General features: G+C 74.8%; 21 protein-coding genes. 7 read left to right on the forward strand and 14 right to left on the reverse strand.

Annotation, left to right across the window (positions count from 1 at the left end; genetic code table 11):
- Positions 1 to 21: 21 nt before the first annotated feature.
- From ACI793_RS12005 to ACI793_RS12020, 4 genes are all read right to left on the reverse strand, one after another.
- Complete coding sequence (locus ACI793_RS12005) at positions 22 to 879, reverse strand: PHP domain-containing protein (RefSeq protein WP_456606598.1); 858 nt, start codon at positions 877 to 879, stop codon at positions 22 to 24.
- 40 nt (positions 880 to 919) lie between these two features.
- The gene (locus ACI793_RS12010) at positions 920 to 1,540 is read right to left on the reverse strand and encodes a PH domain-containing protein (protein WP_456606599.1); all 621 of its coding nucleotides are present in this window, start codon (positions 1,538 to 1,540) and stop codon (positions 920 to 922) included.
- Between the two features lie 8 nt (positions 1,541 to 1,548).
- Complete coding sequence (locus tag ACI793_RS12015) at positions 1,549 to 1,707, reverse strand: hypothetical protein (RefSeq protein ID WP_311343980.1); 159 nt, start codon at positions 1,705 to 1,707, stop codon at positions 1,549 to 1,551.
- Between the two features lie 173 nt (positions 1,708 to 1,880).
- Positions 1,881 to 2,504, reverse strand: coding sequence for a DUF6758 family protein (locus ACI793_RS12020; RefSeq protein WP_456606600.1), 624 nt, complete (start codon positions 2,502 to 2,504; stop codon positions 1,881 to 1,883).
- Between the two features lie 102 nt (positions 2,505 to 2,606).
- Here ACI793_RS12020 and ACI793_RS12025 point away from each other — a divergent pair, with 102 nt between their 5' ends.
- Positions 2,607 to 3,020 (forward strand): NUDIX hydrolase, encoded by a 414-nt coding sequence (locus ACI793_RS12025; RefSeq protein WP_456606601.1) that lies wholly within the window; start codon positions 2,607 to 2,609, stop codon positions 3,018 to 3,020.
- A gap of 30 nt (positions 3,021 to 3,050) precedes the next feature.
- On the opposite strand, the gene ACI793_RS12030 is transcribed toward ACI793_RS12025, so the two are convergent.
- A complete protein-coding gene (locus ACI793_RS12030) occupies positions 3,051 to 3,560 on the reverse strand; it encodes a MaoC family dehydratase (RefSeq protein WP_456606602.1) in 510 nt (169 codons plus the stop codon).
- A 222-nt stretch (positions 3,561 to 3,782) separates the two neighbouring features.
- Positions 3,783 to 4,076 carry a WXG100 family type VII secretion target gene (locus ACI793_RS12035; RefSeq protein ID WP_311343976.1) on the reverse strand — a complete coding sequence of 98 codons (294 nt, stop codon included), beginning with the start codon at positions 4,074 to 4,076 and terminating at the stop codon, positions 3,783 to 3,785.
- Positions 4,077 to 4,227: 151 nt separating this feature from the next.
- On the opposite strand from ACI793_RS12035, the gene ACI793_RS12040 reads away from it, so the two are divergent.
- Positions 4,228 to 8,409, forward strand: a complete 4,182-nt coding sequence (locus ACI793_RS12040; protein WP_456606603.1) for an FtsK/SpoIIIE domain-containing protein — start codon at positions 4,228 to 4,230, stop codon at positions 8,407 to 8,409.
- A 5-nt stretch (positions 8,410 to 8,414) separates the two neighbouring features.
- Here ACI793_RS12040 and ACI793_RS12045 read toward each other — a convergent pair whose 3' ends face one another.
- The 4 genes from ACI793_RS12045 to ACI793_RS12060 form a co-directional block, all read right to left on the reverse strand.
- Complete coding sequence (locus tag ACI793_RS12045) at positions 8,415 to 8,927, reverse strand: DUF6912 family protein (RefSeq protein WP_456606604.1); 513 nt, start codon at positions 8,925 to 8,927, stop codon at positions 8,415 to 8,417.
- Positions 8,928 to 9,019: 92 nt separating this feature from the next.
- A complete protein-coding gene (locus tag ACI793_RS12050; protein ID WP_456606605.1) occupies positions 9,020 to 10,396 on the reverse strand; it encodes a WS/DGAT/MGAT family O-acyltransferase in 1,377 nt (458 codons plus the stop codon).
- A gap of 71 nt (positions 10,397 to 10,467) precedes the next feature.
- Positions 10,468 to 11,763, reverse strand: a complete 1,296-nt coding sequence (locus ACI793_RS12055) for an AAA family ATPase (protein ID WP_456606606.1) — start codon at positions 11,761 to 11,763, stop codon at positions 10,468 to 10,470.
- Positions 11,763 to 12,491, reverse strand: coding sequence for an SAF domain-containing protein (locus tag ACI793_RS12060; protein WP_456606607.1), 729 nt, complete (start codon positions 12,489 to 12,491; stop codon positions 11,763 to 11,765). The genes ACI793_RS12055 and ACI793_RS12060 overlap by 1 nt, the downstream gene beginning before the upstream one ends.
- Before the next feature lie 200 nt (positions 12,492 to 12,691).
- On the opposite strand from ACI793_RS12060, the gene ACI793_RS12065 reads away from it, so the two are divergent.
- Positions 12,692 to 12,916, forward strand: coding sequence for a helix-turn-helix domain-containing protein (locus tag ACI793_RS12065; RefSeq protein WP_311343970.1), 225 nt, complete (start codon positions 12,692 to 12,694; stop codon positions 12,914 to 12,916).
- A gap of 38 nt (positions 12,917 to 12,954) precedes the next feature.
- Here the strand turns inward: ACI793_RS12065 and ACI793_RS12070 are convergent, their stop codons facing one another.
- The gene (locus tag ACI793_RS12070; protein WP_456606608.1) at positions 12,955 to 13,521 is read right to left on the reverse strand and encodes a hypothetical protein; all 567 of its coding nucleotides are present in this window, start codon (positions 13,519 to 13,521) and stop codon (positions 12,955 to 12,957) included.
- Between the two features lie 67 nt (positions 13,522 to 13,588).
- Between ACI793_RS12070 and ACI793_RS12075 the strand changes: the two genes are divergently transcribed.
- Positions 13,589 to 14,371: a hypothetical protein gene (locus tag ACI793_RS12075; protein ID WP_456606609.1), complete on the forward strand. Its 783-nt coding sequence runs from the start codon at positions 13,589 to 13,591 to the stop codon at positions 14,369 to 14,371.
- A gap of 52 nt (positions 14,372 to 14,423) precedes the next feature.
- Complete coding sequence (locus ACI793_RS12080; protein WP_456606610.1) at positions 14,424 to 15,011, forward strand: Rv3235 family protein; 588 nt, start codon at positions 14,424 to 14,426, stop codon at positions 15,009 to 15,011.
- A gap of 72 nt (positions 15,012 to 15,083) precedes the next feature.
- Here ACI793_RS12080 and secA read toward each other — a convergent pair whose 3' ends face one another.
- On the reverse strand, positions 15,084 to 18,083 hold the full coding sequence (gene secA / locus ACI793_RS12085) for a preprotein translocase subunit SecA (protein WP_456606611.1): 3,000 nt from the start codon (positions 18,081 to 18,083) through the stop codon (positions 15,084 to 15,086).
- 82 nt (positions 18,084 to 18,165) lie between these two features.
- Here secA and ACI793_RS12090 point away from each other — a divergent pair, with 82 nt between their 5' ends.
- Positions 18,166 to 18,558 (forward strand): pyridoxamine 5'-phosphate oxidase family protein, encoded by a 393-nt coding sequence (locus ACI793_RS12090; protein WP_456606612.1) that lies wholly within the window; start codon positions 18,166 to 18,168, stop codon positions 18,556 to 18,558.
- A gap of 10 nt (positions 18,559 to 18,568) precedes the next feature.
- A complete protein-coding gene (locus ACI793_RS12095) occupies positions 18,569 to 19,120 on the forward strand; it encodes a GNAT family N-acetyltransferase (protein ID WP_456606613.1) in 552 nt (183 codons plus the stop codon).
- Positions 19,121 to 19,162: 42 nt separating this feature from the next.
- Here ACI793_RS12095 and hpf read toward each other — a convergent pair whose 3' ends face one another.
- A complete protein-coding gene (gene hpf, locus ACI793_RS12100) occupies positions 19,163 to 19,849 on the reverse strand; it encodes a ribosome hibernation-promoting factor, HPF/YfiA family (protein ID WP_456606614.1) in 687 nt (228 codons plus the stop codon).
- A 72-nt stretch (positions 19,850 to 19,921) separates the two neighbouring features.
- Positions 19,922 to 20,677 carry a ComF family protein gene (locus ACI793_RS12105; RefSeq protein WP_456606615.1) on the reverse strand — a complete coding sequence of 252 codons (756 nt, stop codon included), beginning with the start codon at positions 20,675 to 20,677 and terminating at the stop codon, positions 19,922 to 19,924.
- Positions 20,678 to 20,681 lie beyond the last annotated feature (4 nt).

A 20,681-nucleotide genomic window follows, 5' to 3' on the forward strand; every position in this document is an offset into this window, starting at 1 on the left:
AGCGGGACCGACGGTCCGCGGTCAGTCGCGGAACGGCGCGGCGCCGGTCCCGGCGGCCACCAGGGCCTCGAACTGTGCGGGGTCGGTGGCGCAGACGCCGATGGGCGTCGTCTTGTTCGTGCCGTGGTAATCGCTGGAGCCGGTGACGATCAGCCCGAGGTCGGCGGCCAGGCCCCGCAGGTGTCGGCGTTCCTCGTCGCTGTGGTCGGGGTGGTCGACCTCAAGGCCCAGCAGGCCCGCCTCGACCATGGCCGCCACCGCGTCGTCGCCGACCACCCGGCCGCGCTTGGTCGCCAGGCCGTGCGCGAAGACCGGCACCCCGCCGGCCGCCCGGACCAGCGCGATGCCCTGCCGGACGTCGGTGTCGGCCTTGGTGACGTAGTAGGGGCTGCGGTGGTGCAGCAGCGTGGCGAAGGCGGCGTCGACGGACTCGACGACGCCGCCACGCACCAGCGCGCGGGCGACGTGCGGGCGGCCGACGACACCGCCGGCCGAGGCCTCGACGATCTCGGCCCACACCACCGGGTAGCCGTCCGCGGCCAGCGCCTCGACGATCCGCTCCCCCCGGCTCAGCCGCTCCTCGCGCAGCCGCGCCCGCTCGGCCGACAGCGCCGGCGAGTCCGGGTCGAACAGGTAGGCGAGCAGGTGCACGCTGATCGGCGGCTGGTCGTCGGGAAACCAGCGGCAGGAGAGCTCCATCCCCGGCACGACGGTGAGGCCGGCGGGCCGGGCGTCCCGGGCGGCCGCCCACCCGTCGGTGGTGTCGTGGTCGGTGAGCGCGACGACGTCCAGCCCGGCCGCCCGCGCGGTGAGCATCAGCTCGGCGGGCGTCTCGGTGCCGTCGGACACCGAGGAGTGGGTGTGCAGGTCGATGAGCATCGGCGTCCAGCCTGCCGCACCGGGCTCCGGCCCGCCGGGCTCAGGGCCCCGGCGGCAGCGGCGGGATGGGTTCGGTGTCCCGCCGCACGGGCGGCGGGGCCGGCGGCGGATCGGGGTTGCCCTCGTCGTCCCCGCTGGCCGCACCCCCCCAGTCGGCGCTGAACAGCAGGCCGCTGACCTCCTTGTAGACCTTCTTCGCGTCGGGCATGAAGGTGATGTGCCGCAGCGCCTGGTCCTGGCCGGCTGACTCGAACCGGAAGCTGCCGTAGCCGAGGATCTGACCGAAGAAGGTCTCCTCCCACGTCAGGTCGGTGATCCGGCGCAGCGGCAGCAGCGTGACGGTGCGGACGATGACGCCCGAGGTCAGCAGCACCCGCCGCCGCGTGACGATGAAGTGCCGCATCCACCACTCGCCGACGCGCAGCGCGTAGTAGACGAGGGACCCGAGCACCACGACCAACCCGACCACGCTGGTGAACGCGTTGTCCGGGTCGAGGAGGAAGAACCACCCGCCGACGGCGAACACCGGCAGGAAGCGCAGCGTGGGCTCGATGAGCACGGCCCAGTGCCGCCGGGTGGCCAGGACGACGTGCTCGCCGGCGAGCAGGTACTTGTCGGCGTCCTTGCTGGCGCGGCCGGGCAGCACCGGGGACGCGGTCACGGGGGTCCTCAGGCGAGGGAGCCGACGAACTCGGAGAGGGACGTCGCCGCGTCCCCGAGGGCCGTTCCGGCGTTGCGCACGATCTCCGCGGACCCCTCGGGGTTCTGGATGACGTACCAGACCACGAAGGCGACCAGGAGCCAGGTGAGGACCTTCTTCAGGTTCACCGCCACCTCCGAGGGGGCTCAAACGGGCAGGCCGGCGGGAGCGCCGGCCTGCAGGGGAAGACCCGCCCGGACGTGGGGCGGACGCGTTCGTCCCATGGGTAACACAGACCCCAGGGGTCACCCCCGCGACGCGCCGATCATGAACCGAGCCGGGTCGGTCCGTCCCGACCCGGTCAGCTCCCGGGCAGCAGGTGCTCGCTCGGCGGACCCAGTGGCAGGTCGGGGTAGATGCGTTCCCGCAGGTCCAGCAGCCGTGGCTCCTCGGCCAGCAGCCAGGCGGCGTTCATCGGCCAGGTCACCAGCCACAGCCAGACGCCGTAGGCCTCGCCCACGAAGGCGGCGCGGTCGTCGGTGGTCGGGACGGCCCACAGGGGGGCGCGCTGACCGGCCGCCTCGACGGCGACCGAGGACGGACCGGAGATCACGTCCCCGGGATCCAGTCCCGGCAGCCCGGCGTAGCCGCAGCCCACGCCCGTGCCCGGCTCCTCGGCGACCAGCACCAGCTCGGCCGAGCCGCCCAGCGGTGCGGGCCCGGCGGTGTCGACGACGATCGCGCGGGCGCCTGGCTCCCCGCCCCACGCCAGCCCGGTCACCGCCCAGCCGGCCGGCATCGGGTCGGGCACCCAGGCGGGCACCCGGGCGTCGGCGGTGACGGCGGCGATGGCGTCGTGGGCCACCAGCACGGTGTGGTGCAGCGGGGTGACGGCGCCGTGCAGATGGCACCAGGCCTGCGCCGCCGATCCCGGCCGGACCTTCAACTGCTCGCCGCAGCGGGGGCAGACCGGCGAGACGCTCATCGGGCAATACCGTCCTGTGGCCGACCGGAATCGTCAAGCGGTGCTCCGGGTGCGGGCCGGGATCGGCGCCCGCGCGCGGGGGCGGCCCGTAGCGTGCCGGTCATGGCTGCGGAGCTCCCGGTGGTGCGGTGCGTGGGGGCGGTCGTGCTGGACGAGGCCGGCCGGCTGCTGCTGATCCGGCGCGGCCACGCGCCGTCGGCCGGGCTGTGGTCGGTGCCCGGCGGGCGGGTGGAGCCGGGCGAGACGCTCGAGGACGCCGTCGTCCGGGAGGTGCGCGAGGAGACCGGCCTGGCCGTGCGCCCGGGCGCCGTGGCGGGGCGGCTGTCGATCCCCGGGGACGGCGTCGTCTACGACGTCACCGACTTCGTGTGCACGCTGGTCGGGCCGCCGGCCGAGCCGGTGGCCGGTGACGACGCCGCCGACGCGCTGTTCGCCGACGCCGCCACCCGGGACGGCCTGTCGTGCACGCCGCGTCTGCTGGAGACGCTGCGCCAGTGGGGTGCGCTGCCGGCCTGAGGTCCTCCCCGGCCGGCAGCGCGGCGCGGTTCAGCCGCGGGGCGTGGGCTCCGGGCGGCCGGGCTGCTCGCCGCCACGGGACTCGCCGTAGGAGCGCTTGGGCACCATGACCTTGCGGCGGAAGACGCAGACGATCGTGCCGTCCTGCTTGTAGCCGATGGTCTCGACGTACACGACGCCGCGGTCGTCCTTGGACTTGGACTCGGTCTTGTCGAGGACCGTCGTCTCGCCGTAGATCGTGTCGCCGTGGAACGTCGGCGCGACGTGCCGCAGCGACTCGACCTCGAGGTTGGCGATGGCCTTGCCGGACACGTCGGCGACGCTCATGCCGAGCAGCAGCGAGTAGATGTAGTTGCCGACGACGACGTTCTTGCCGAAGTCGGTGGTGTTCTCCGCGTAGTTCACGTCCATGTGCAGCGGGTGGTGGTTCATCGTGATCAGGCAGAAGAGGTGGTCGTCGTACTCGGTGACGGTCTTCCCGGGCCAGTGCTTGTAGACCGCGCCGACCTCGAACTCTTCGTAGTACCGACCGAACTGCATGTGCGTGCTCCCGACCTCGACGCGCGTGCGGGCACCGGCACGTGGCAGCGCGCAGGCCGACCGGGCACCCGGTAGCACCGCCCACCACGGACCACCGGTGGCCCGTCTGACGGCTCGTGATCCTACGGAGGACCCTCGCGCTCGCACGCCGAGAGCCCTGGCCGGGCGGCCGCGGAGGTCCGGGCCGACGGTCCCGACGCCCCGGCCACCGCGGCCGTGCCCTCAGAGCAGCGCTCCGATACGGGCGGCCATGTCGGCCTCGTGCTGCTGGTAGGAGCCGGCGACACTGGTGAGCAGCCCGCCCATGCCGTTGAGGGCGTCGCTCACCCCCTGCGCCGAGCGGCGCCACTGCTCGTACAGCTCGGTGAACTGCACGGCGGCCTGGCTGTCGGTCCAGCCGTCGAGCACCGACGTGTTGATGTTGCCCGACAGGGTGGCGGTGCGCGCCGTGCTCTCCCCGGCCTCGGCGCGGCACTGCCCCGCCATCGACTGGAGCGTCGCGATGTCGACCTTCACGGTTCTCCTCTCCGTCCGGGACCCTCCCGGCGAGGGCGAACGGTAGGTCGGCGGGCGCGAGCGGGGGTCTGCTCGTCCACAACGCCTCCCGTTGTCCACAGCCGCGCCCGGACGGGCGCGGGATCCGTGGAGGCACGGGCACGATGCGCCGGTGCCCACACCCCCGTCCTCGGACCGCCGGCCCACGCGGGCGTCCCGGTGCTGGACGGTCCAGGGGGACGAAGGCGTGGTCGACGTGGAGGTCACCGCCGCGGACGACCATCGCGTCGCCGATGTCCTCCCCCTCCTGCACCGCACGCTCGGCGTGCCCACCCCGGGGCTCTGGGCCGGGACGACGCGGCTCGACGACGACCTGCCGCTGAGCTCCGTGGCGCTCCGCCACGGCGCCGTCCTCGGTCTGCGGCCATCCACCGGATCCTCCGCGCCGGACCCCAGCCCGCTGGAACTACGCGTCGTCGGCGGACCGGATGCCGGTCGCAGCCTGCCCCTCGGGCGCGGCGTGCACGTGGTGGGACGGACCGGCGGGTGCGGCGTGCCGATCCCCGACCCCGACATCTCGCGCCGACACCTGGAGATCCGGGTGGGGAGGGGTGCGGTGGAGGTCCGGGACCTGGGCTCGACCAACGGCAGCCTGCTCGGCGACGACCGGCTCGACGACCGGTTCCGTCACTGGCCTCGGGGCACCTGGCTCCGACTCGGGGCGACGGCTCTCGCGATCAGCGACGCCGCGGATCCTCCCGCTGTCGTGGAGCCGCACGCCGGCGGGCGCACCCTGATCCGTCCCCCGCAGCGGCTCCGGGCGTTCCCGACCGAGCACGAGGTGGCCTTCCCGCGGCAGCCGGCGGAGGCAGCGCGGCGGCGGCTGGCCTGGGTCGCGGTCCTGCTGCCCGCCGTCGGGGGCGTCCTCCTGGCCTGGCTGCTGCGCACGCCGACGTTCCTCTTCTTCGCACTGTTGAGCCCGCTCGTGGCGCTGGGCACCTGGGCATCGGACCGCTGGTCGGGTCGGCGCAGCACCCGCCGCGAGCGGGCCGCCTACTGCGAGGACCTGGCCGTGGCCCGGCGCGAGCTGGAGGCCGCGATCAGCGCCGACGTCCGGGCCGCCGAACACGAGCATCCCGACCCGGCGACGATCGCCACTGCGGTCCGCCGCCGCACCGGCCTGGTGTGGAGCCGGCCTCACCGCACGGCCGACCCGCTCGTGGTCCGCGTCGGCAGCGGGCCGGGCCCGGTGCGGGTCGTCCGTCGTGAGGAGGACGGCAGGCCGCAGCGGGAGGAGGCCGAGCACCTCCCCGTCCCGGTCGACCTGGCGGCCGCTGGCGGCCTGGCGGTGATCGGCCCGCGCGCGCAGGCGCTCGGAGCGATCCGCGCGGTCCTCGCTCAGCTGGCCGCGCTGCACCCACCGGACGGCCTCCGGCTGGTCCTCCTCACCCGCCCGGACCGCATCGCCGACTGGACGTGGGCCAGGTGGTTGCCACACCTGGCGGTCGGCGCTGTCGACGTGGGCCCCGATGCGGACGGCTCGCCGGCCGGCGGGGAGAGGTTCCTGCGCGCTCGGCTGGCCGGGCTGGCGGCCGCCCGGACCGCCGACCCGGCCGGAGTCCCGGTGATCGTGGTGGACCGTCGTGTGGAGGGGCGGACGGCCGCCGTGCTGCACGGAGCCCGCGGCACCGGTGTCGTGCTCCTCACCACCGCGGAGCAGCCAGGGGCGCTGCCGGTGGCCGTCGACGCCTCCCTGACGCTCGTCGGGGAGACCGCCAGCACCGGCATCCTCGCCCAGGACGGCTTCCCGGACCGCACCGCGGTGCTGGTCGATCGGATGTCCGTCGAACTCGCGAGCGGGCTGGCCCGCGATCTGGCCGACCTCGTCCCGGTGAGCACGGGCGGGGCGCTCCCGACCGAGGTCCGGCTGCTGGAGCTGCCCGGCTGGGCCCTCCGGCCGGGGTCCGCGGCCGACGCGCAGTGGCCCGACGACCGGGCTGCGCTGCGGACCTGCCTGGGCCGCTCGGCGGACGGCCCGGTGCTCGTCGACCTGTGCAGGGAGGGCCCGCACGCCCTGGTCGCCGGAACCACCGGTTCGGGGAAGTCCGAGCTGCTGCAGTCGCTGATCGCCGGTCTGGCGCTGAACCACCCGCCGGAGCGGTGTTCCTTCCTGCTGGTCGACTACAAGGGCGGCGCGGCATTCGCCGAGGCGGCCCGCCTGCCGCACACCGTGGGGCTGCTCACCGACCTGGACGGGTCGACCACCGCACGGGCGCTGCGGTCCCTGACCGCGGAGCTCTCCCGGCGCGAGTCCCTCCTCGCCGAGCACGGCGTCGCTGACCTGGCGGCTCTGCCGCCCACCGTCGAACTGGCCCGGCTGGTCATCGTGGTCGACGAGTTCGCCACGCTGGTCGAGGAGCTGCCGGGCTTCGTGCCCGGGCTGGTCGGCATCGCGCAGCGGGGCCGCTCGCTGGGCATCCATCTCGTGCTGGCCACCCAGCGTCCGGGTGGGGTCGTCTCGCCCGAGATCCGCGCCAACTGCACGCTGCGCATCTGCCTCCGCACCACCGACGAGGCCGACTCCCGCGACGTGATCGGCTCGGCTGCCGCCGCCCACCTGCCCGTCCACGTCCCCGGGCGGGCGTTCCTGCGGACCGGCAGCGGCGATCCACGCCTCTTCCAGGTGGCCCGGGTCGCCCTCCCGGTCGCACGCGCCGGCGAGGGGCCGGAGGTGCGTCGCTGGTCCTGGCCGCTCGCGGCCGTCCCGCCCGAGCAGCCGACCGCCGCGGGGACCACCGATCTCTCCGAGCTGGTCGAGGCCCTCCGCCGTGCCGCCGAGCTCCGTGACGCGCCGACCCCGCACCGGCCCTGGCAACCGCCACTGCCCGACCGACTGCTCCCGGCCGACCTCGACGCTGCCGTGCCGCACGGCGCGGCGGACCGGGCACCCACCCGCCTGTCCATCGGCCTGGTCGACCGGCCCGACCGGCAGGCCCGCGAACCGCTCGACCTCGATGTCGCCGTCGGTGGTGGTGTCCTGGTGGTGGGCGGGCCGCGCAGCGGCCGCACGACCCTCCTGCGCACCGTGCTGCGATCGGCGACCGCACGGTTGGGCCCGGATGCACTGCACCTCCACGTGCTGGAGACCGCAGGCGGAGGGCTCTGCGCCGAGGCAGCAGCGCTACCGCACACCGGCACCGCCGTCAGCGGCGCCGACCCGTTCCGCACCGTCCGGCTGCTCGACCGCCTCAACCGGGAGGTGGAGGCCCGGCGGACCGCGCCGCCCGGAAGGGCCGCCCCCGTGCTGTTGGTGCTGGTCGACGGGGTCGAGGCCGTCGGGGCCCTGCTGGACGAGGCCGACCCCGGACGTGGGTCCGACATGCTGCTGCGGCTGGTCCGCGACGGCGCCGCCGTGGGAGTGACGTGCGTCCTGACCGCCGACCGGGCGTTGCCCGGCGGACGCTTGGCCGCCGCGACACGCATGCGCCTGCTGCTGCCCCTCCCCGACCGCGCCGACTACGCCGTCGCCGGTGTGCCGGGCCGCGCTGTCCCCACTCACCGGCCGCCGGGGCGTGCCCTGCTCGGCGAGGACGCGCTGGAGTGCCAGCTCGCGCTCCCCCCTCCACCGTCGCCGCGCAGCGCTGTCCCGCCCGGCACGCCAGCGGTCGCGCCGCTGCGGATCGTCGAGCTGCCCACAGCTCCCGTGCTCCCGGTCCCACGGGCGGGGAGGGCCGACGTCCCCGCCGGGACGTGGCGGCTGGCGATCGGCCCGGGTGGCGACGACGGCGATCTGCTCGGGATCGACCTCCACCGCAGCGGCGGGCTGCTGGTCGTCGGGCCCGCCCGCAGCGGCCGGACGGCCGCGCTGGAGTCGTTCGCCCGGCGGCTGGCCGCCGACGGGTGCGAGGTCGCACGGCTGTCGCCCGCGTACGCCGTTCCCGCAGATGCCGCGGCACGGACCTGGCTCGATCCGGCCGATCCGTCGGCGTTGCTCCGCTGGGCGGAGGGCCTGCAGCGACGACGCGGCGTCCTCCTCGCCGACGACCTGGGCTCGGTTCCCGAGTACGCCGGGCTGGCCGCCCTGCCGCGGACCGGGGCGGTGGTGCTCCTGGCAGCGGGCAGCGCCGGACAGCTGACGAGCCACTACCAGGGACCGGTGGCCGCCCTGCGCCGCGCACGCACCGGACTGCTGCTCTGCCCCTCGGCGGCCGACGCCGAGACGCTGGGCATCCGGCTGCCCCGGCTACCCCTTCCCGTGCGACCCGGCAGCGGCTGGCTGGTCGAGGACGGCGTCGCACAGCGGGTGCAGGTCGCGCGGACGGCCCACGACCCGGGAGCGGCGCCGGGTGGGTGAACGCCTCAGAGCAGTTCGAGCGCCGGGCCGATCTCCTGGGTGGCGTACCAGGCGAGCTCGTGCCCTTCGGCCTGGTCGACGACGAACTGCGCGTCCTCGCTGCCCAGATCGGCCTCCAGGACGACGTTGACCGCGGCGCGGACGTCGTCCTCCGCGTCGCTGCCGTCGATGTGGGCGCTGGCGACGTCCCGCATCCGCACGTCCGCACCCACCCGCACCGCACCGCGTTCCACGTGCGGGTCGTCCATCGCGACGACCTGGTCGTCGGGCACGTCCGCGGCGAGGACCACCCTGCGGCGGACCGCGGTGGGGTCGATGTCGAGCAGCCGGAGGCTGGCACGCGCGGCAGTCAGCAGCGCGGCGTACTCGAGTTCCTCCTCGTCAGCCTCGGCGTCGCTGCGCTCGTAGAACTCGCGCAGCTGCGGAGTGACGGCGAACGCCGTGTGCGGACCGGCCAACCGGCCCTCGTCCACCAGCGTCCGCAGCACGGACGTGGTGGCCGGCAGGTACACGCGCACCCCGGTCTCCTCCTGTCGTAGATGGAACGGCGACGGTATCCCCTGCGGCCCGCCGGTCCCTCGCGGTGGGGTCCGGTCCACGGCCGCGCGCGTCAGCGGGCCGTCCCCAGCAGCTCGTCGACCTGCTGCCCGATCATGTCGGCGAGCACGTCGACGTCGCCCACGCTGTCCCGGTCGGCGTTGAACCCGAAGAAGACCGTGCCGTTGTAGCTGGTCATGCCGATCGAGAGCCCCTGCCCTCGCGCCAGCGGGACCACGGGGAACACCTCGAGCATCCGGCCGCCCGCGGCGTACAGCGGCACCTGCGGGCCGGGCACGTTGGTGATCACCAGGTTGAACATCCGCCGGGACAGGCCACGTGCCGCACGCGCCCCCACCGCGTGCAGGGTCGACGGCGCGAAGCCGGTCAGCGCGATGAGGCTGTCCGCGGTCATCGACCGACCGGGACCGCCGACACCCCGCATCATGTAGCCGAGCCGGGCCAGCCGGACCCGCGGATTGGGCTCCCCCACCGGGAGGTCGACCAGGTGGGAGGTCACGCGGCTGGCCGATCCGGCCTCGTCGTCCTGCAGCGACACCGGCACCAGCGCCCGGACCGTGGTGCCGGCCACGACCGGCTCACCGCGGGAGAGCAGCCACTCCCGCAGGGCGCCGGTGACCACGGCCAGCAGGACGTCGTTGACCGTGCCGCCGTGCACGCTTCGGATCCGCTTCATGTCCTCGAGCTCGGCCCGCGCGACCACCACCCGCCGCTGCCGGCCGACCGGCCCGTTGAGCGGGCTGCGCGGAGCCGGCAGCACCGTCGACCGCACGGCGCGCAGCAGCCCACCGGCCACACCCCCGGCGCGCACCGCCGCGGACCGGAGGTCGGTCACCGCGTGCCGTGCTCCCACCAGCGAGGACGGGCGCCGGACGTACTCGTCCAGCGCCTGCAGGACCAGCTCCGCGCCACCCGGCGTCGGTGCGGGCTGCCACGCGACGGGCTCCGGCGCGACGGCGTCCGGGTCGACGTCGAGGAGCACCTGCCCGATGTCGATCGCGCTGAGCCCGTCCACCAGGGCAGGGTGCGTCTTGGTCATGACCGCCACGCGGCCGCCGCTCAACCCCTCGATCAGATAGGCCTCCCACAGCGGGCGGTTGCGGTCCAGCGGCCGGGACGCCAGCCGCGACACCAGGTCCAGCAGCTGGGCCTCCGTGCCGGGCCGCGGCAGCCGGGACCGCCGCAGGTGGCGGGCGAGATCGAAGTCCCGGTCGTCGACCCAGACCGGATCGGCCAGGTGGCCGGGCACCTCGGCGACCCGCTGGCGATAGCGCGGCACCAGTGCCAGCCGGGCCTCGATCAGAGCGGCCAGCGCGTCGATCCCCCCGGGCGGGGGCTCGAGCACCAGCAGACCCCCCACGTGCATGGGGGTGGCGGCCTCCTCGAGGTACAGGAAGGAGGCGTCCAGAGGGCTCAGCCGCTCGACCATCGGGCTCCTCAGGGGGTCGGGGGCGGGAACTCACGCTACGACGGGCGGCCGGCGTCCCGACACAGCAGCGGTCAGCCCGCCCGCCGGATCCTCCGCAGACCGCGCCGATCCGACGCCGACTCCGGCACCTCGGCGAGCGATGCGGCCATGGTGCGCAGCTCCGCGCGCAGGGCGCATCCCGGGACCACCTCCGCCAGCGTCCGCCCGGCGGCGAGCGCGGCGTCGGTCGCGCGACGGTCGGCGGGGAGGAAGAACGCCACCTCGTGGCCGGAGAAGCGCTCCATCGCCGCGGCGATCTCCCGCCTCGGGTCACCCGGCACCGGCCCACGCCTGACCTGGTTCACCACGAGCACCGGATCCACACCGGGGAGCACCTCGCGCAGGTCGTCGAGCGCCCGCACGCTGCGCTGCAGTGCCACCGGGTCGGCGCCGCTGACGCACAGCACGGTGTCGGCCGCGTCCAGCACGGCCAGCGTCGCTCCGTTGCGGCGCGGTGCGGCGGTGTCGAACGACAGCTCCTCGTCGTCCTCGAGGCTGAAGCCGCAGTCCACGACGGTCAGCTCGGCCAGCCGCCGCGCCTCCTCCAGCACCGTCGTGACGGCCCGGGGGCGCAGCTCCGGCCACCGGTCCGCGCGGGCCAGCCCCGTGAGCACGCGCAGCTGCGGTCGTACCGTCCAGGCCAGCCGGACCAGCGCCTCGGGGTCCAGCGTGCCGGTGCTCGCCTGCCGCGCGGCGCCGGCCAGTCCCGGGGAGTCGTCGAGCAGGCCCAGCACCTGGGCGACCACCCCGCCGTAGACGTCGGCGTCGACCAGCAGGCTGGAGACACCCAGTCGCGCCGCCTCGTCGGCCAGGCCCACCGCGACCGTCGTCCGCCCCGGGGCTCCGGTCGGACCCCATACCGCGATCAGCCGGCCACGGCCCACCGGGCGTTCCGCCGCGGGCGGTGGCACGCCCAGTGCGGGGAGCGCAGCCCGCGGATCGGCCACGTCGTGGAAGGCTCCGGACGCGCCCGCGACCGCCTCGCGCAGCGCCTGCGCGATGACGTCGGCCTCGGCGTCGGCGGGGAGCACGTGGAGGACGCCCAGCTGGCGGAGCCGCTCGGCCGCCCGCTCGTCACCCGGTTCGACCAGGCCCACGACCGCCACGCCGGCCGCGGTGAGCCGGGCCACGGCATCGCCGTCCAGCCGGCGCAGCTCTGCGGAGAGCAGCGCGGCCTGACCGGTCCCGGTCGCCGCGGCAGCGAGCAGCTCCGACACGTCCACGCACCGGCGGACCACGGTGACGCCGTGGTCGGACCGGTCGAGCGCGCCGACCAGCGCCGACTCCCACGGGGCACCGGTGACCGCGGTGAAGACCTGGACGGCCATCAGCCGGTCGGCCCCGCGGCCGGCGACCGGCCGACACCGTCGGAGCCACCCTCCACCGACTCGTGGACCACGACGACGAGGGGACGACCACCGATCGCGGCGAGCACCGCGGCGGCCTCGTCGCGCGCCACCGACACGACCACCTGGACGGTCGTGGTGGGAGTCGAGAGGACGCCGTCGGTCCGGCCCGACAGGGCCTGCACCGGCGCCCGCTCGACCACCGGGGTCACGCTCCCACCGGTGGCCGTGGTGGCGCCCACGGCCGGGTCGGCCACGGCGTAGACGTCGACCAGCCCTCCCCGTCGGAGTCCCGGGGGCACGAACCCGGCCTGCACCGGCAGCGCCACCTGCACCAGGTCGGCCGGCTCGTCCAGCGCGGAGCCCGGGATCAGCTCGCCGGACCGCACCGCCCGCGCCAGCGTGCGTCCCTCGGGGCGGGTCGCCGTGGAGAGATAGGCGTCAGCGGTGCCGTCCAGGCGCACGTCGACCGCGACCAGGTCGTCCGCGTCGAGCTCCGTGCCGGCGGCCAGGTCCCCCGTGGCGGCCCACACCGGGACCGTGGCGTCTGCGGCGCCCACCACGCGGGCACCGAGCAGGACCGACCCGAGGACCAGGAGCACCCCGAGGACCAGCCGGAGATCAAGCCAGCGTGGCGCGCGGACCCGGCGCGGTGCCGCACCCGGCGGTAGCGCGGCCGTGGGCGGCGGAGCGGGACGGACGGCGGTCACAGCGCGCTCACCTCTCCTGCGCCCCGATCGCACGACGCGGCGCGTCGTCCGCTGTCGACGCGACATGACGGCATTGGGATGCAGATGATGCGTCATGGGTGCGTTCGCCCGCTGCCGTCATCCACACGTTCGGGTGTGGACAGCTGGCCGGGGTCACCGGTGCGGCTGACAGACTGGTTGCACCGGATGGAGAGGACCCCATGCCCACGCCCCGCTTCCTGACGTTGGACGACGTCGCCGAGATCCTCAACGTCTCGTGGTCGCAGGCCTACGCCCTCGTGCGCCGCAAGGAGCTCATCGCCATCCAGATCGGCGGCCGCGGGCAGTGGCGGGTCGAGGTCGACGAGCTCGAGCGCTTCATCCAGCAGAAGTACGCCGAGGCGCGCGGCACCACCATCCCGGCCGAGAGCGCCGACGCCGAGTAGCCGTCGCCATCCCGTGCCTCAGGGGAGCACGGAGTGGATCAGCCCAGCCCGGGGTGCGCCGTCCGGACGAGCACGACGGCGTCGATGACCACGGTGCGCACGTCCTGCACCGCACCGGCTCGGCGGTGCAGATCGGCCGGGTGCTCGGCCAGCTCCAGGTAGTCCGCTCCCACCCGGTCGATCGTCCCGTGCAGCGCGGTCCCGTCGTCGAGCACCAGCTGGACGGTGGCCCGGTCACGGGCCAGGCCACGCAGCGCGCGCCGCAGGTCCAGCCGGCTCCCCACCGACCCGGCGTCCCGCGCCGCCGCGGTCTGCCGTCCGAGCCCGCTGACCGCCCGCACCGCGGCCGTCGCGACCAGCACCTCCCGGCCGCTGTCGTCGAGGAGCAACCAGTCGGGACCCACCTCGCTGAGCGCCCCCGACACCTGGCCCGCACCCCGGCAGAGCAGGACGACGGGTGATCCGATCGCCCCACCCACCCGGTCGACGAAGCGCAGACCACCGATCTCGTGCCTCGACCGGGATGACGTCTCCGCCCGCTCGGCCGCCACCTGCTCGGCCTCGAACCGGGCCTCCAGGTCGGCGAACAACTGCTGCCAGCGCACTCTCCCACCTCCGCGGACAGCCTAGATGGCGCCGTTCGGTTGCATTTGGATGCATTTGCTTGCTTTCATGACCACTCAACGAGCGGGGGGCGACATGTCGATACGGCGACTGGTGGGGACGACGACGGCCATGGCGGTTGTCGCCTGGGCGCTGACGCTGCTCACGCCGTCGCTCACCCAGATGACCGCCGCGGTGCTCGGGGCCCAGCGCACGGCCGACTCCGCCGGCGCCGACGCGCTGGTGGTGGCGGGCGCTGGCCTGCTCGCCTGGGGCGTCTGGGCGTGGGGAGCCGTCGGCCTGCTGCTCACCGCCGTGTCGGCGCGGCCGGGGGCGCTCGGCACCGCCGCCGACGTGCTGACCGGGGTGGTCCTGCCTGCCGGCGCCCGTCGCGGCGCCGCCCTCGCCCTCGGTGTGGGACTCGGCGTCTCCGCTCCCCTGGCGGGCACCACGCTCCTGGTCGTCACCGCGCCGGCAGCAGCGGCCGATGCGGCACCGGCTCCCGTTCCCGACTGGCCGGCGACCTCGCACGGCGTGGTCCCCGACTGGCCGGCGGCCTCGCACACCGACCCCGGTCCGGGGACGGCACCGTCCACGGTCGCCGCCTCCCCCGCCGTCCCGGCGCTGCCCGACTGGCCCCCCACGCCCGCAGCCGGGGACCACGTGGTGGTGCGCGGTGACTGCCTGTGGGACGTCGCCGCAGCACGCCTGTCCGACCGCCTCGGCCGGACCCCGACCGACGCCGAGGTCGCCAGAGACACGCGCGCGTGGTGGACCGCCAACGCCGCGGTGATCGGCCCCGATCCGGACGTGCTGCTCCCCGGGCAGGTGCTGCACCCGCCCCCTGCGTGATGCCCGCCCGCGCTCCCCGCTGTTCCTGACCGCTGACCACCCTGGAGACCTCATGACCGTCCCCGGCCACCCGACCGCCACCGCTGCGCCGGCTCCGTCCACCCCGACCGCCGACCGGCCCCGACCTGTCCGGCCGGCCCTGCGGCTGGTCCGCGTGCCGACACCCCAGCCCCCGCTGCAGGACCAGCGCCCTCCGCTGCGCCTGGTGCTCCCGGGCGTCGCCGTCCCCAGGCCGCCGCACCGGCCCGGCCCGCGTCCCCGCCTCGCCGGGCCCGCCCGCCGGGAGGACGAGTTCGGTCCGGCCTGGACGCTCCGGGCGGACCTCCCCGACGCCGGGGTCGCCGGCCGCCGGGTGGTCACCCTGGCACTCGAGGTCCTCGCCGGCCGCCGGCCGGTCGCTCAGCTGCAGGCGCTCACGTCACCGGGGGTCCTCGCTGCACTGGCCGGTGGCCGCCGTCCTCGCTGGTGCGCCGAGGGCACCGCCCCGCTGTTCGTGGGCCCGGTACATGTGTGCGAGCCCGTCGACGGCGTGGCCGAGGTCAGCGCGGTCGCCCGCCGGGCGGGACGCGCGCACGCGGTGGCCGCCCGGCTCGAGGGCATCGACGGCAGGTGGCGCTGCACGGCTCTGCAGATCGGTTGAGCCGACCACGGCCGGAGACGCACGACGCCCCGCCGACCGGCGTGGTCGGCGGGGCGTCGTCGGGTCAGCCGGTCAGCTGCTGGCTGCCCCGTGGCACTGCTTGTACTTCTTGCCCGAGCCGCACGGGCAGGGCGCGTTGCGCGGGGTTTCCTTGGTGCCGCTCACCGTCGCCGTCTTGGCCGCCTTGGCCCGTCCGGCCTCCTTGGTCGAGGCATCCAGGTTCGGCGCGGAGTAGGTCAGGTTCTCCGGCGCGCGGCGCGGCTCGTCCAGGCCCTTGACCTGCAGTTCCGGGCCGGTCCCGGACGGGGACGACGTCGGGGCCGCGGGGGCGGCCGTCGCGGCCGCGGGCTCGGACCGGCGAGCCGTCCCGGACCGCCGGGCCGTCGGAGCGGCGGCCGGCGCAGCTGCCGGCGCGGCTGCGGTACCCGAAGGCGCCGCCTGGGCGGTCCTGGCCGCGGCGGCCTTCGCCTCGGCGGCCTGGCGGGCCAGCACCCGTGCCGTCCCCTCCTGGGCCGCGGCCAGCGCCTTGGCCTCCGCCTCGTCCTGCTTGGCCTTGGCCTCGGCGTCCTGCTCCTCCTTGGTCTTCACCTCGAGGTTGAACAGGAAGCCGACCGACTCCTCCTTGATGCCGTCGAGCATCGCGACGAACATGTCGTAGCCCTCGCGCTGGTACTCCACGACCGGGTCGCGGTTGGCCATCGCGCGCAGGTGGATGCCGGCCCGCAGGTAGTCCATCTCGTACAGGTGCTCGCGCCACTTGCGGTCCATGACGCTGAGCAGCACCCGCCGCTCCAGTTCCCGCATGACCTCGGAGCCCAGCGCGGCCTCCCGCGCCTCGTACGCCCGGTGCACGTCCTCGAGCAGCTCGGTCTTGAGCGCCTGCGCGGAGAGCTCGGCCTGGTCGCCGTCGCCCAGCCGCTCGACGACGTCCTCGATCGTCACGCCCACGGGGTAGAGCGCCTTGAGGCCGGTCCACAGCTGCTCGAGGTCCCAGTCCTCCGCGTAGCCGGTCTCGGTCGCGCCGTCGACGTAGGCGGCGACGACGTCGTCGACCATCGTGCGCAGCTGCTCGTGCAGGTCCGCGCCCTCGAGCACCTTGCGCCGCTCGTCGTAGATGACGGTGCGCTGCCGGTTGAGCACCTCGTCGTACTTGAGGACGTCCTTGCGGACCTCGAAGTTCTGCTGCTCGACCTGGGTCTGCGCGGACTTGATCGCCCGGCTGACCATCTTCGACTCGATCGGCTGGTCGTCGGGCACCCGCAGGGTGGTCATCATCGACTCGAGCATCGGGCCGTTGAACCGGCGCATGAGGTCATCACCGAGGGAGAGGTAGAACCGCGACTCCCCCGGGTCGCCCTGCCGCCCGGACCGGCCGCGCAGCTGGTTGTCGATGCGGCGGCTCTCGTGCCGCTCGGTACCCAGCACGTAGAGGCCACCGGCCTCCACGACCTGCTCGTGCTCGGCCTTGACCTGCGCCTTGGCGGCGTCCAGGGCGTCGTCCCAGGCGGCCTCGTACTCCTCGGGCGTCTCGGCGGGCGACAGCCCGCGGGCCCGCAGCGCCTCGTCGGCGATGAACTCGGCGTTGCCGCCGAGCTGGATGTCGGTGCCTCGGCCGGCCATGTTGGTGGCCACGGTGACCGAGCCGGCCCGCCCGGCCATCGCGATGATCGCGGCCTCACGGGCGTGGTTCTTGGCGTTGAGCACCTCGTGCGGGATGCCGCGCTTGAGCAGGTACTTCGCCAGCACCTCGGACTTCTCGACGCTCGCGGTGCCGACCAGGACCGGCTGGCCGTTCTCGTGCCGCTCGGCGATGTCGTCGACCACGGCGTCGAACTTCGCCGTCTCGGTCTTGTAGATGACGTCGGAGCGGTCCTCGCGGATCATCGGCCGGTTCGTCGGGATCGGGACGACGCCCAGCTTGTAGGTCTGGTGCAGCTCGGCGGCCTCGGTCTGGGCCGTACCGGTCATCCCGGAGAGCTTCTCGTAGAGCCGGAAGTAGTTCTGGAGGGTGATCGTGGCGAGCGTCTGGTTCTCGTCCTTGATCTTCACGCGCTCCTTGGCCTCGATGGCCTGGTGCATGCCCTCGTTGTAGCGGCGGCCCGAGAGCACGCGCCCGGTGAACTCGTCGACGATGAGGACCTCACCGTTGGTGACGATGTACTGCTGGTCCTTCTTGAACAGCTCCTTGGCCTTGAGCGCGTTGTTCAGGTAGCCGATCAGCGGGGTGTTGACCGCCTCGTAGAGGTTGTCGATGCCGAGCTGGTCCTCGACGAACTCGACGCCCTCCTCGGTGACGGCGACCGTGCGCTTGCCCTCTTCGACCTCGTAGTGCACGTCGCGCTTCATCATCGGCACGATGCGGGCGAACTCGCCGTACCACTTGGCGCTGGTCTCGGCCGGGCCGCTGATGATCAGCGGGGTGCGCGCCTCGTCGATGAGGATCGAGTCGACCTCGTCGACGATCGCGAAGTGGTGGCCGCGCTGCACGAGGTCGTTCTTGCTCCACGCCATGTTGTCGCGCAGGTAGTCGAACCCGAACTCGTTGTTCGTGCCGTAGGTGATGTCGCAGCCGTACTGCTCCCGCCGGGTCGCCGGCGGCTGGCCCGAGACGATGGTGCCGACGGTGAGCCCGAGGAACCGGTGCACCCGGCCCATGGACTCGGCGTCGCGGGTGGCCAGGTAGTCGTTGACGGTGATGATGTGCACGCCGTCGCCGGTCAGGGCGTTGAGGTAGGCCGCCAGCACCCCGGTGAGCGTCTTGCCCTCACCGGTCTTCATCTCGGCGATGTTGCCCAGGTGCAGCGCCGCACCGCCCATGAGCTGCACCCGGAAGTGCCGCTGGCCCAGCGTGCGGGTGGCCGCCTCCCGGACGACGGCGAACGCCTCGGGCAGCAGCGCGTCCAGGGACTCCCCGCCGGCGTACCGCTCCTTGAACTCGTCGGTCTTCGCGCGCAGCTCCGCGTCGCTGAGGTCGACGTAGTCGTCCGCCAGGTACTCGACCGCGTCCGCGATCTTGGAGAGTCGTCGGACCTGCTTGCCCTCGCCGGCGCGGAGGATCTTCTGGAACACCACGACCCCAGCGTAGGCGGCCCGCCTGGGAACGCGGCCCGTCCGAGGTCCGAACCGCCCGCTCGCGTCCTCTAGCCTCCCGCGGGTGTCCAGGAATCCCGCAGACCTCGCCCCCGCCACGCTCGAGTTCCTCACCGAGCGGCACCTGGCGACGCTGACCACGCTGCGCGCCGACGGCAGCCCGCACGTCGTCCCGGTCGGGGTCACCTGGGACCAGGCCACCGCCACCGCCCGGGTCATCACCTCCGGCACGTCGGCGAAGGCGCGACACGTCCGCGCCGGGCAGGCGCGCGTCGCGGTGTGCCAGGTGCAGGGTGCCCGCTGGCTGACCCTCGAGGGGACGGCGGTGGTGAAGGACGACGCGGCGTCGGTGGCCGACGCCGTCGAGCGCTACGCCCGGCGGTACCGCACCCCCCGGGAGAACCCGGCGCGGGTCGTTCTCGAGATATCGGTCGACCGGGTGCTGGGCAACGCCTGAGACTGCTCCGGTGGATCTGACCCTCGTCGACCTCCTCACCGAGGTCGTGCGCACCGACCGGCTCGTGCTGCGCCCCTACCGGCCCGACGACGCCGAGGCCGTGCACCGCGCCTGCCAGGACCCCGGCATCCAGCGCTGGATCACCGCGATCGCCTCGCCGTACACGACCGAGGACGCGCGGGCCTGGGTCGAGGAGGTCGCGCCGGGCGAGCGGGCAGAGGGACAGGGGATGCCGGCGGTGGTCGAGGCGGACGGGGCGCTGATGGGCGCCGTCGGCCTGACTTTCCGGCCGGGCCGGCTGGGCCCGGAGATCGGTTACTGGATCGCGCCCTGGGCCCGCGGGCACGGGTACGCCGCCGAGGCCGCGGACGCTCTCGCCGGCTGGGCCCTCGGCCTGGGTGCGCACCGGGTGCACCTCTACGCCGACGTGGGCAACACCGCCTCGCAGGCGGTCGCGCTGCGGGCGGGCTTCACCCGCGAGGGCGTGATCCGCTCCTGCCTGGACCAGCGGGACGGCTCGTGGACCGACGCCGTGCTGTTCTCCCGGCTGCCCGCGGACTGAGCGGGAGGAGGGCGCCCCGCTGCGAGCGCCCTCCTCCGTCGATCAGGCGGGCGCGGCCGCGGCGACGGGGCTCGGCGCGGCGCCGTCCTGGGCCACCGGCGCCAGCCGGATGAGGCCGTAGTCGTAGGCGTGCCGGCGGTAGACGACCGTCGGCTGTCCGGTGTCGGCGCACTGGAACAGGTAGAAGTCGTGGCCGACCAGCTCCATCTCGTGGAGGGCCTGGTCGACGTGCATGGGCGTCGCGGGGTGGTGCTTCTCCCGCACGATCCGGCCGGGCAGGTGCTCGTCCAGCTCGGTGACGTGCTGCCCGGACGCGAGCTCCCGGTCGAGCTCGAGCTGCTTCTCGATGGACAGCTCGGGATGCCCGGCGTCCAGCGCGGCGGCGGTCGACCGGACGCTCTCGGGCGTCCGCCGGCCGTGGTGCACCCGGCGGCGGTCCGCAGCCCGGCGGAGGCGGTTGTCCAGCTTCCCGACCGCGAGGTCCAGTGCGGCGTAGAAGTCCGGTCCGGCGGCCTCGGCCCGGACGACGGGGCCCTTGCCGCGCAGGGTGATCTCCACGCGCTGGCAGTGGTCGGACTGGCGGGGGTTCTTCTCGTGGAAGAGCTCCACGTCGATGCGCTGAATCTTCAGCTTGCCGTCGAAGCGATCGGTGGACCCGACCTTGTCCTCGACGTGCTGTCGGTAGTGCTCGGGAACTTCGACATTGCGACCACGTACGACGATCTCCATGAGACCTCCCGGTGAACTTCCGGTGTTGGGTCGCTTCGACGCTAGTCGCTCCACCATCGTCCCGACAGTCGATCAGCGCGGCCGCCGGACCGGCTCTCCGAACCTGCCTGGAGACCCCGCGGACCGCGGCCGGACCGGCTCCCGCGGGGTGGCGGCGACGACGGCGCCGAGCACCGGCGGACCTCCCGGCCGCGCCCGCGCGGCGAGGACCGCGGCCGCCTCGGTGAGCGTCGCTCCGCTGGTCACGACGTCGTCGACGAGGACCAGCGCACCGTCGACGACGCCTTCCGCGGGGCGCAGCGCGAAGGTCCCCGCGAGGTTGGCCCGTCGCTCGCCCGCGGACAGCCCGGCGGAGTCCCGTACCCGGCCCCGGCGGCACAGCAGGCGGGCCTGCGCGGCGGGGACGCCGGCGGCGCGGAGCTCGGAGACCGCCCGCGCGGTGAGCTCGCGGACGTGGTCCCGGCCGCGGACCCGCAGTGCGGCCGCCGAGCTCGGCACCGGGACGAGCAGCACCTGGCGCGGGGGCGGCCCGGGGACGGCGGACACGACGGCGGCGACGGCGAGGGCCAGCGCCGTTCCCAGCGGGCCGGCCAGCTCCGCCCGGCCCCGTTCCTTGAACGCCAGGACCGCCGGCCGCACCGGCCCGTCGTAGGCGCCGGCGGCCACCGTCGGCGGGAAGCCCTCGGGGAAGCGCCGGGGAGCGGCGAGGTGCGGGCGGGCGAGCAGCGCGGCGCAGCCGCGGCAGAGCAGGTGCCCGGGCAGCCCGCAGCCGGCACACGTGCGCGGCAGCACCAGATCGGCCAGCGCGGACCACGCCGACCCGGCCACCCGT

This window comes from Blastococcus sp. SYSU DS0617, assembly GCF_054051075.1.

Excerpts from the sequence above, each read along its gene's own strand:
- ACI793_RS12005 (WP_456606598.1), bottom strand. The coding sequence starts at position 879 with ATGCTCATCGACCTGCACACCCACTCCTCGGTGTCCGACGGCACCGAG.
- ACI793_RS12075 (WP_456606609.1), top strand. The coding sequence starts at position 13,589 with ATGACCACTCAACGAGCGGGGGGCGACATGTCGATACGGCGACTGGTG.
- ACI793_RS12020 (WP_456606600.1), bottom strand. The coding sequence starts at position 2,504 with ATGAGCGTCTCGCCGGTCTGCCCCCGCTGCGGCGAGCAGTTGAAGGTC.
- ACI793_RS12030 (WP_456606602.1), bottom strand. The coding sequence starts at position 3,560 with ATGCAGTTCGGTCGGTACTACGAAGAGTTCGAGGTCGGCGCGGTCTAC.
- hpf (WP_456606614.1), bottom strand. The coding sequence starts at position 19,849 with ATGGAGATCGTCGTACGTGGTCGCAATGTCGAAGTTCCCGAGCACTAC.
- ACI793_RS12050 (WP_456606605.1), bottom strand. The coding sequence starts at position 10,396 with ATGGTCGAGCGGCTGAGCCCTCTGGACGCCTCCTTCCTGTACCTCGAG.
- ACI793_RS12080 (WP_456606610.1), top strand. The coding sequence starts at position 14,424 with ATGACCGTCCCCGGCCACCCGACCGCCACCGCTGCGCCGGCTCCGTCC.
- ACI793_RS12065 (WP_311343970.1), top strand. The coding sequence starts at position 12,692 with ATGCCCACGCCCCGCTTCCTGACGTTGGACGACGTCGCCGAGATCCTC.
- ACI793_RS12025 (WP_456606601.1), top strand. The coding sequence starts at position 2,607 with ATGGCTGCGGAGCTCCCGGTGGTGCGGTGCGTGGGGGCGGTCGTGCTG.
- ACI793_RS12055 (WP_456606606.1), bottom strand. The coding sequence starts at position 11,763 with ATGGCCGTCCAGGTCTTCACCGCGGTCACCGGTGCCCCGTGGGAGTCG.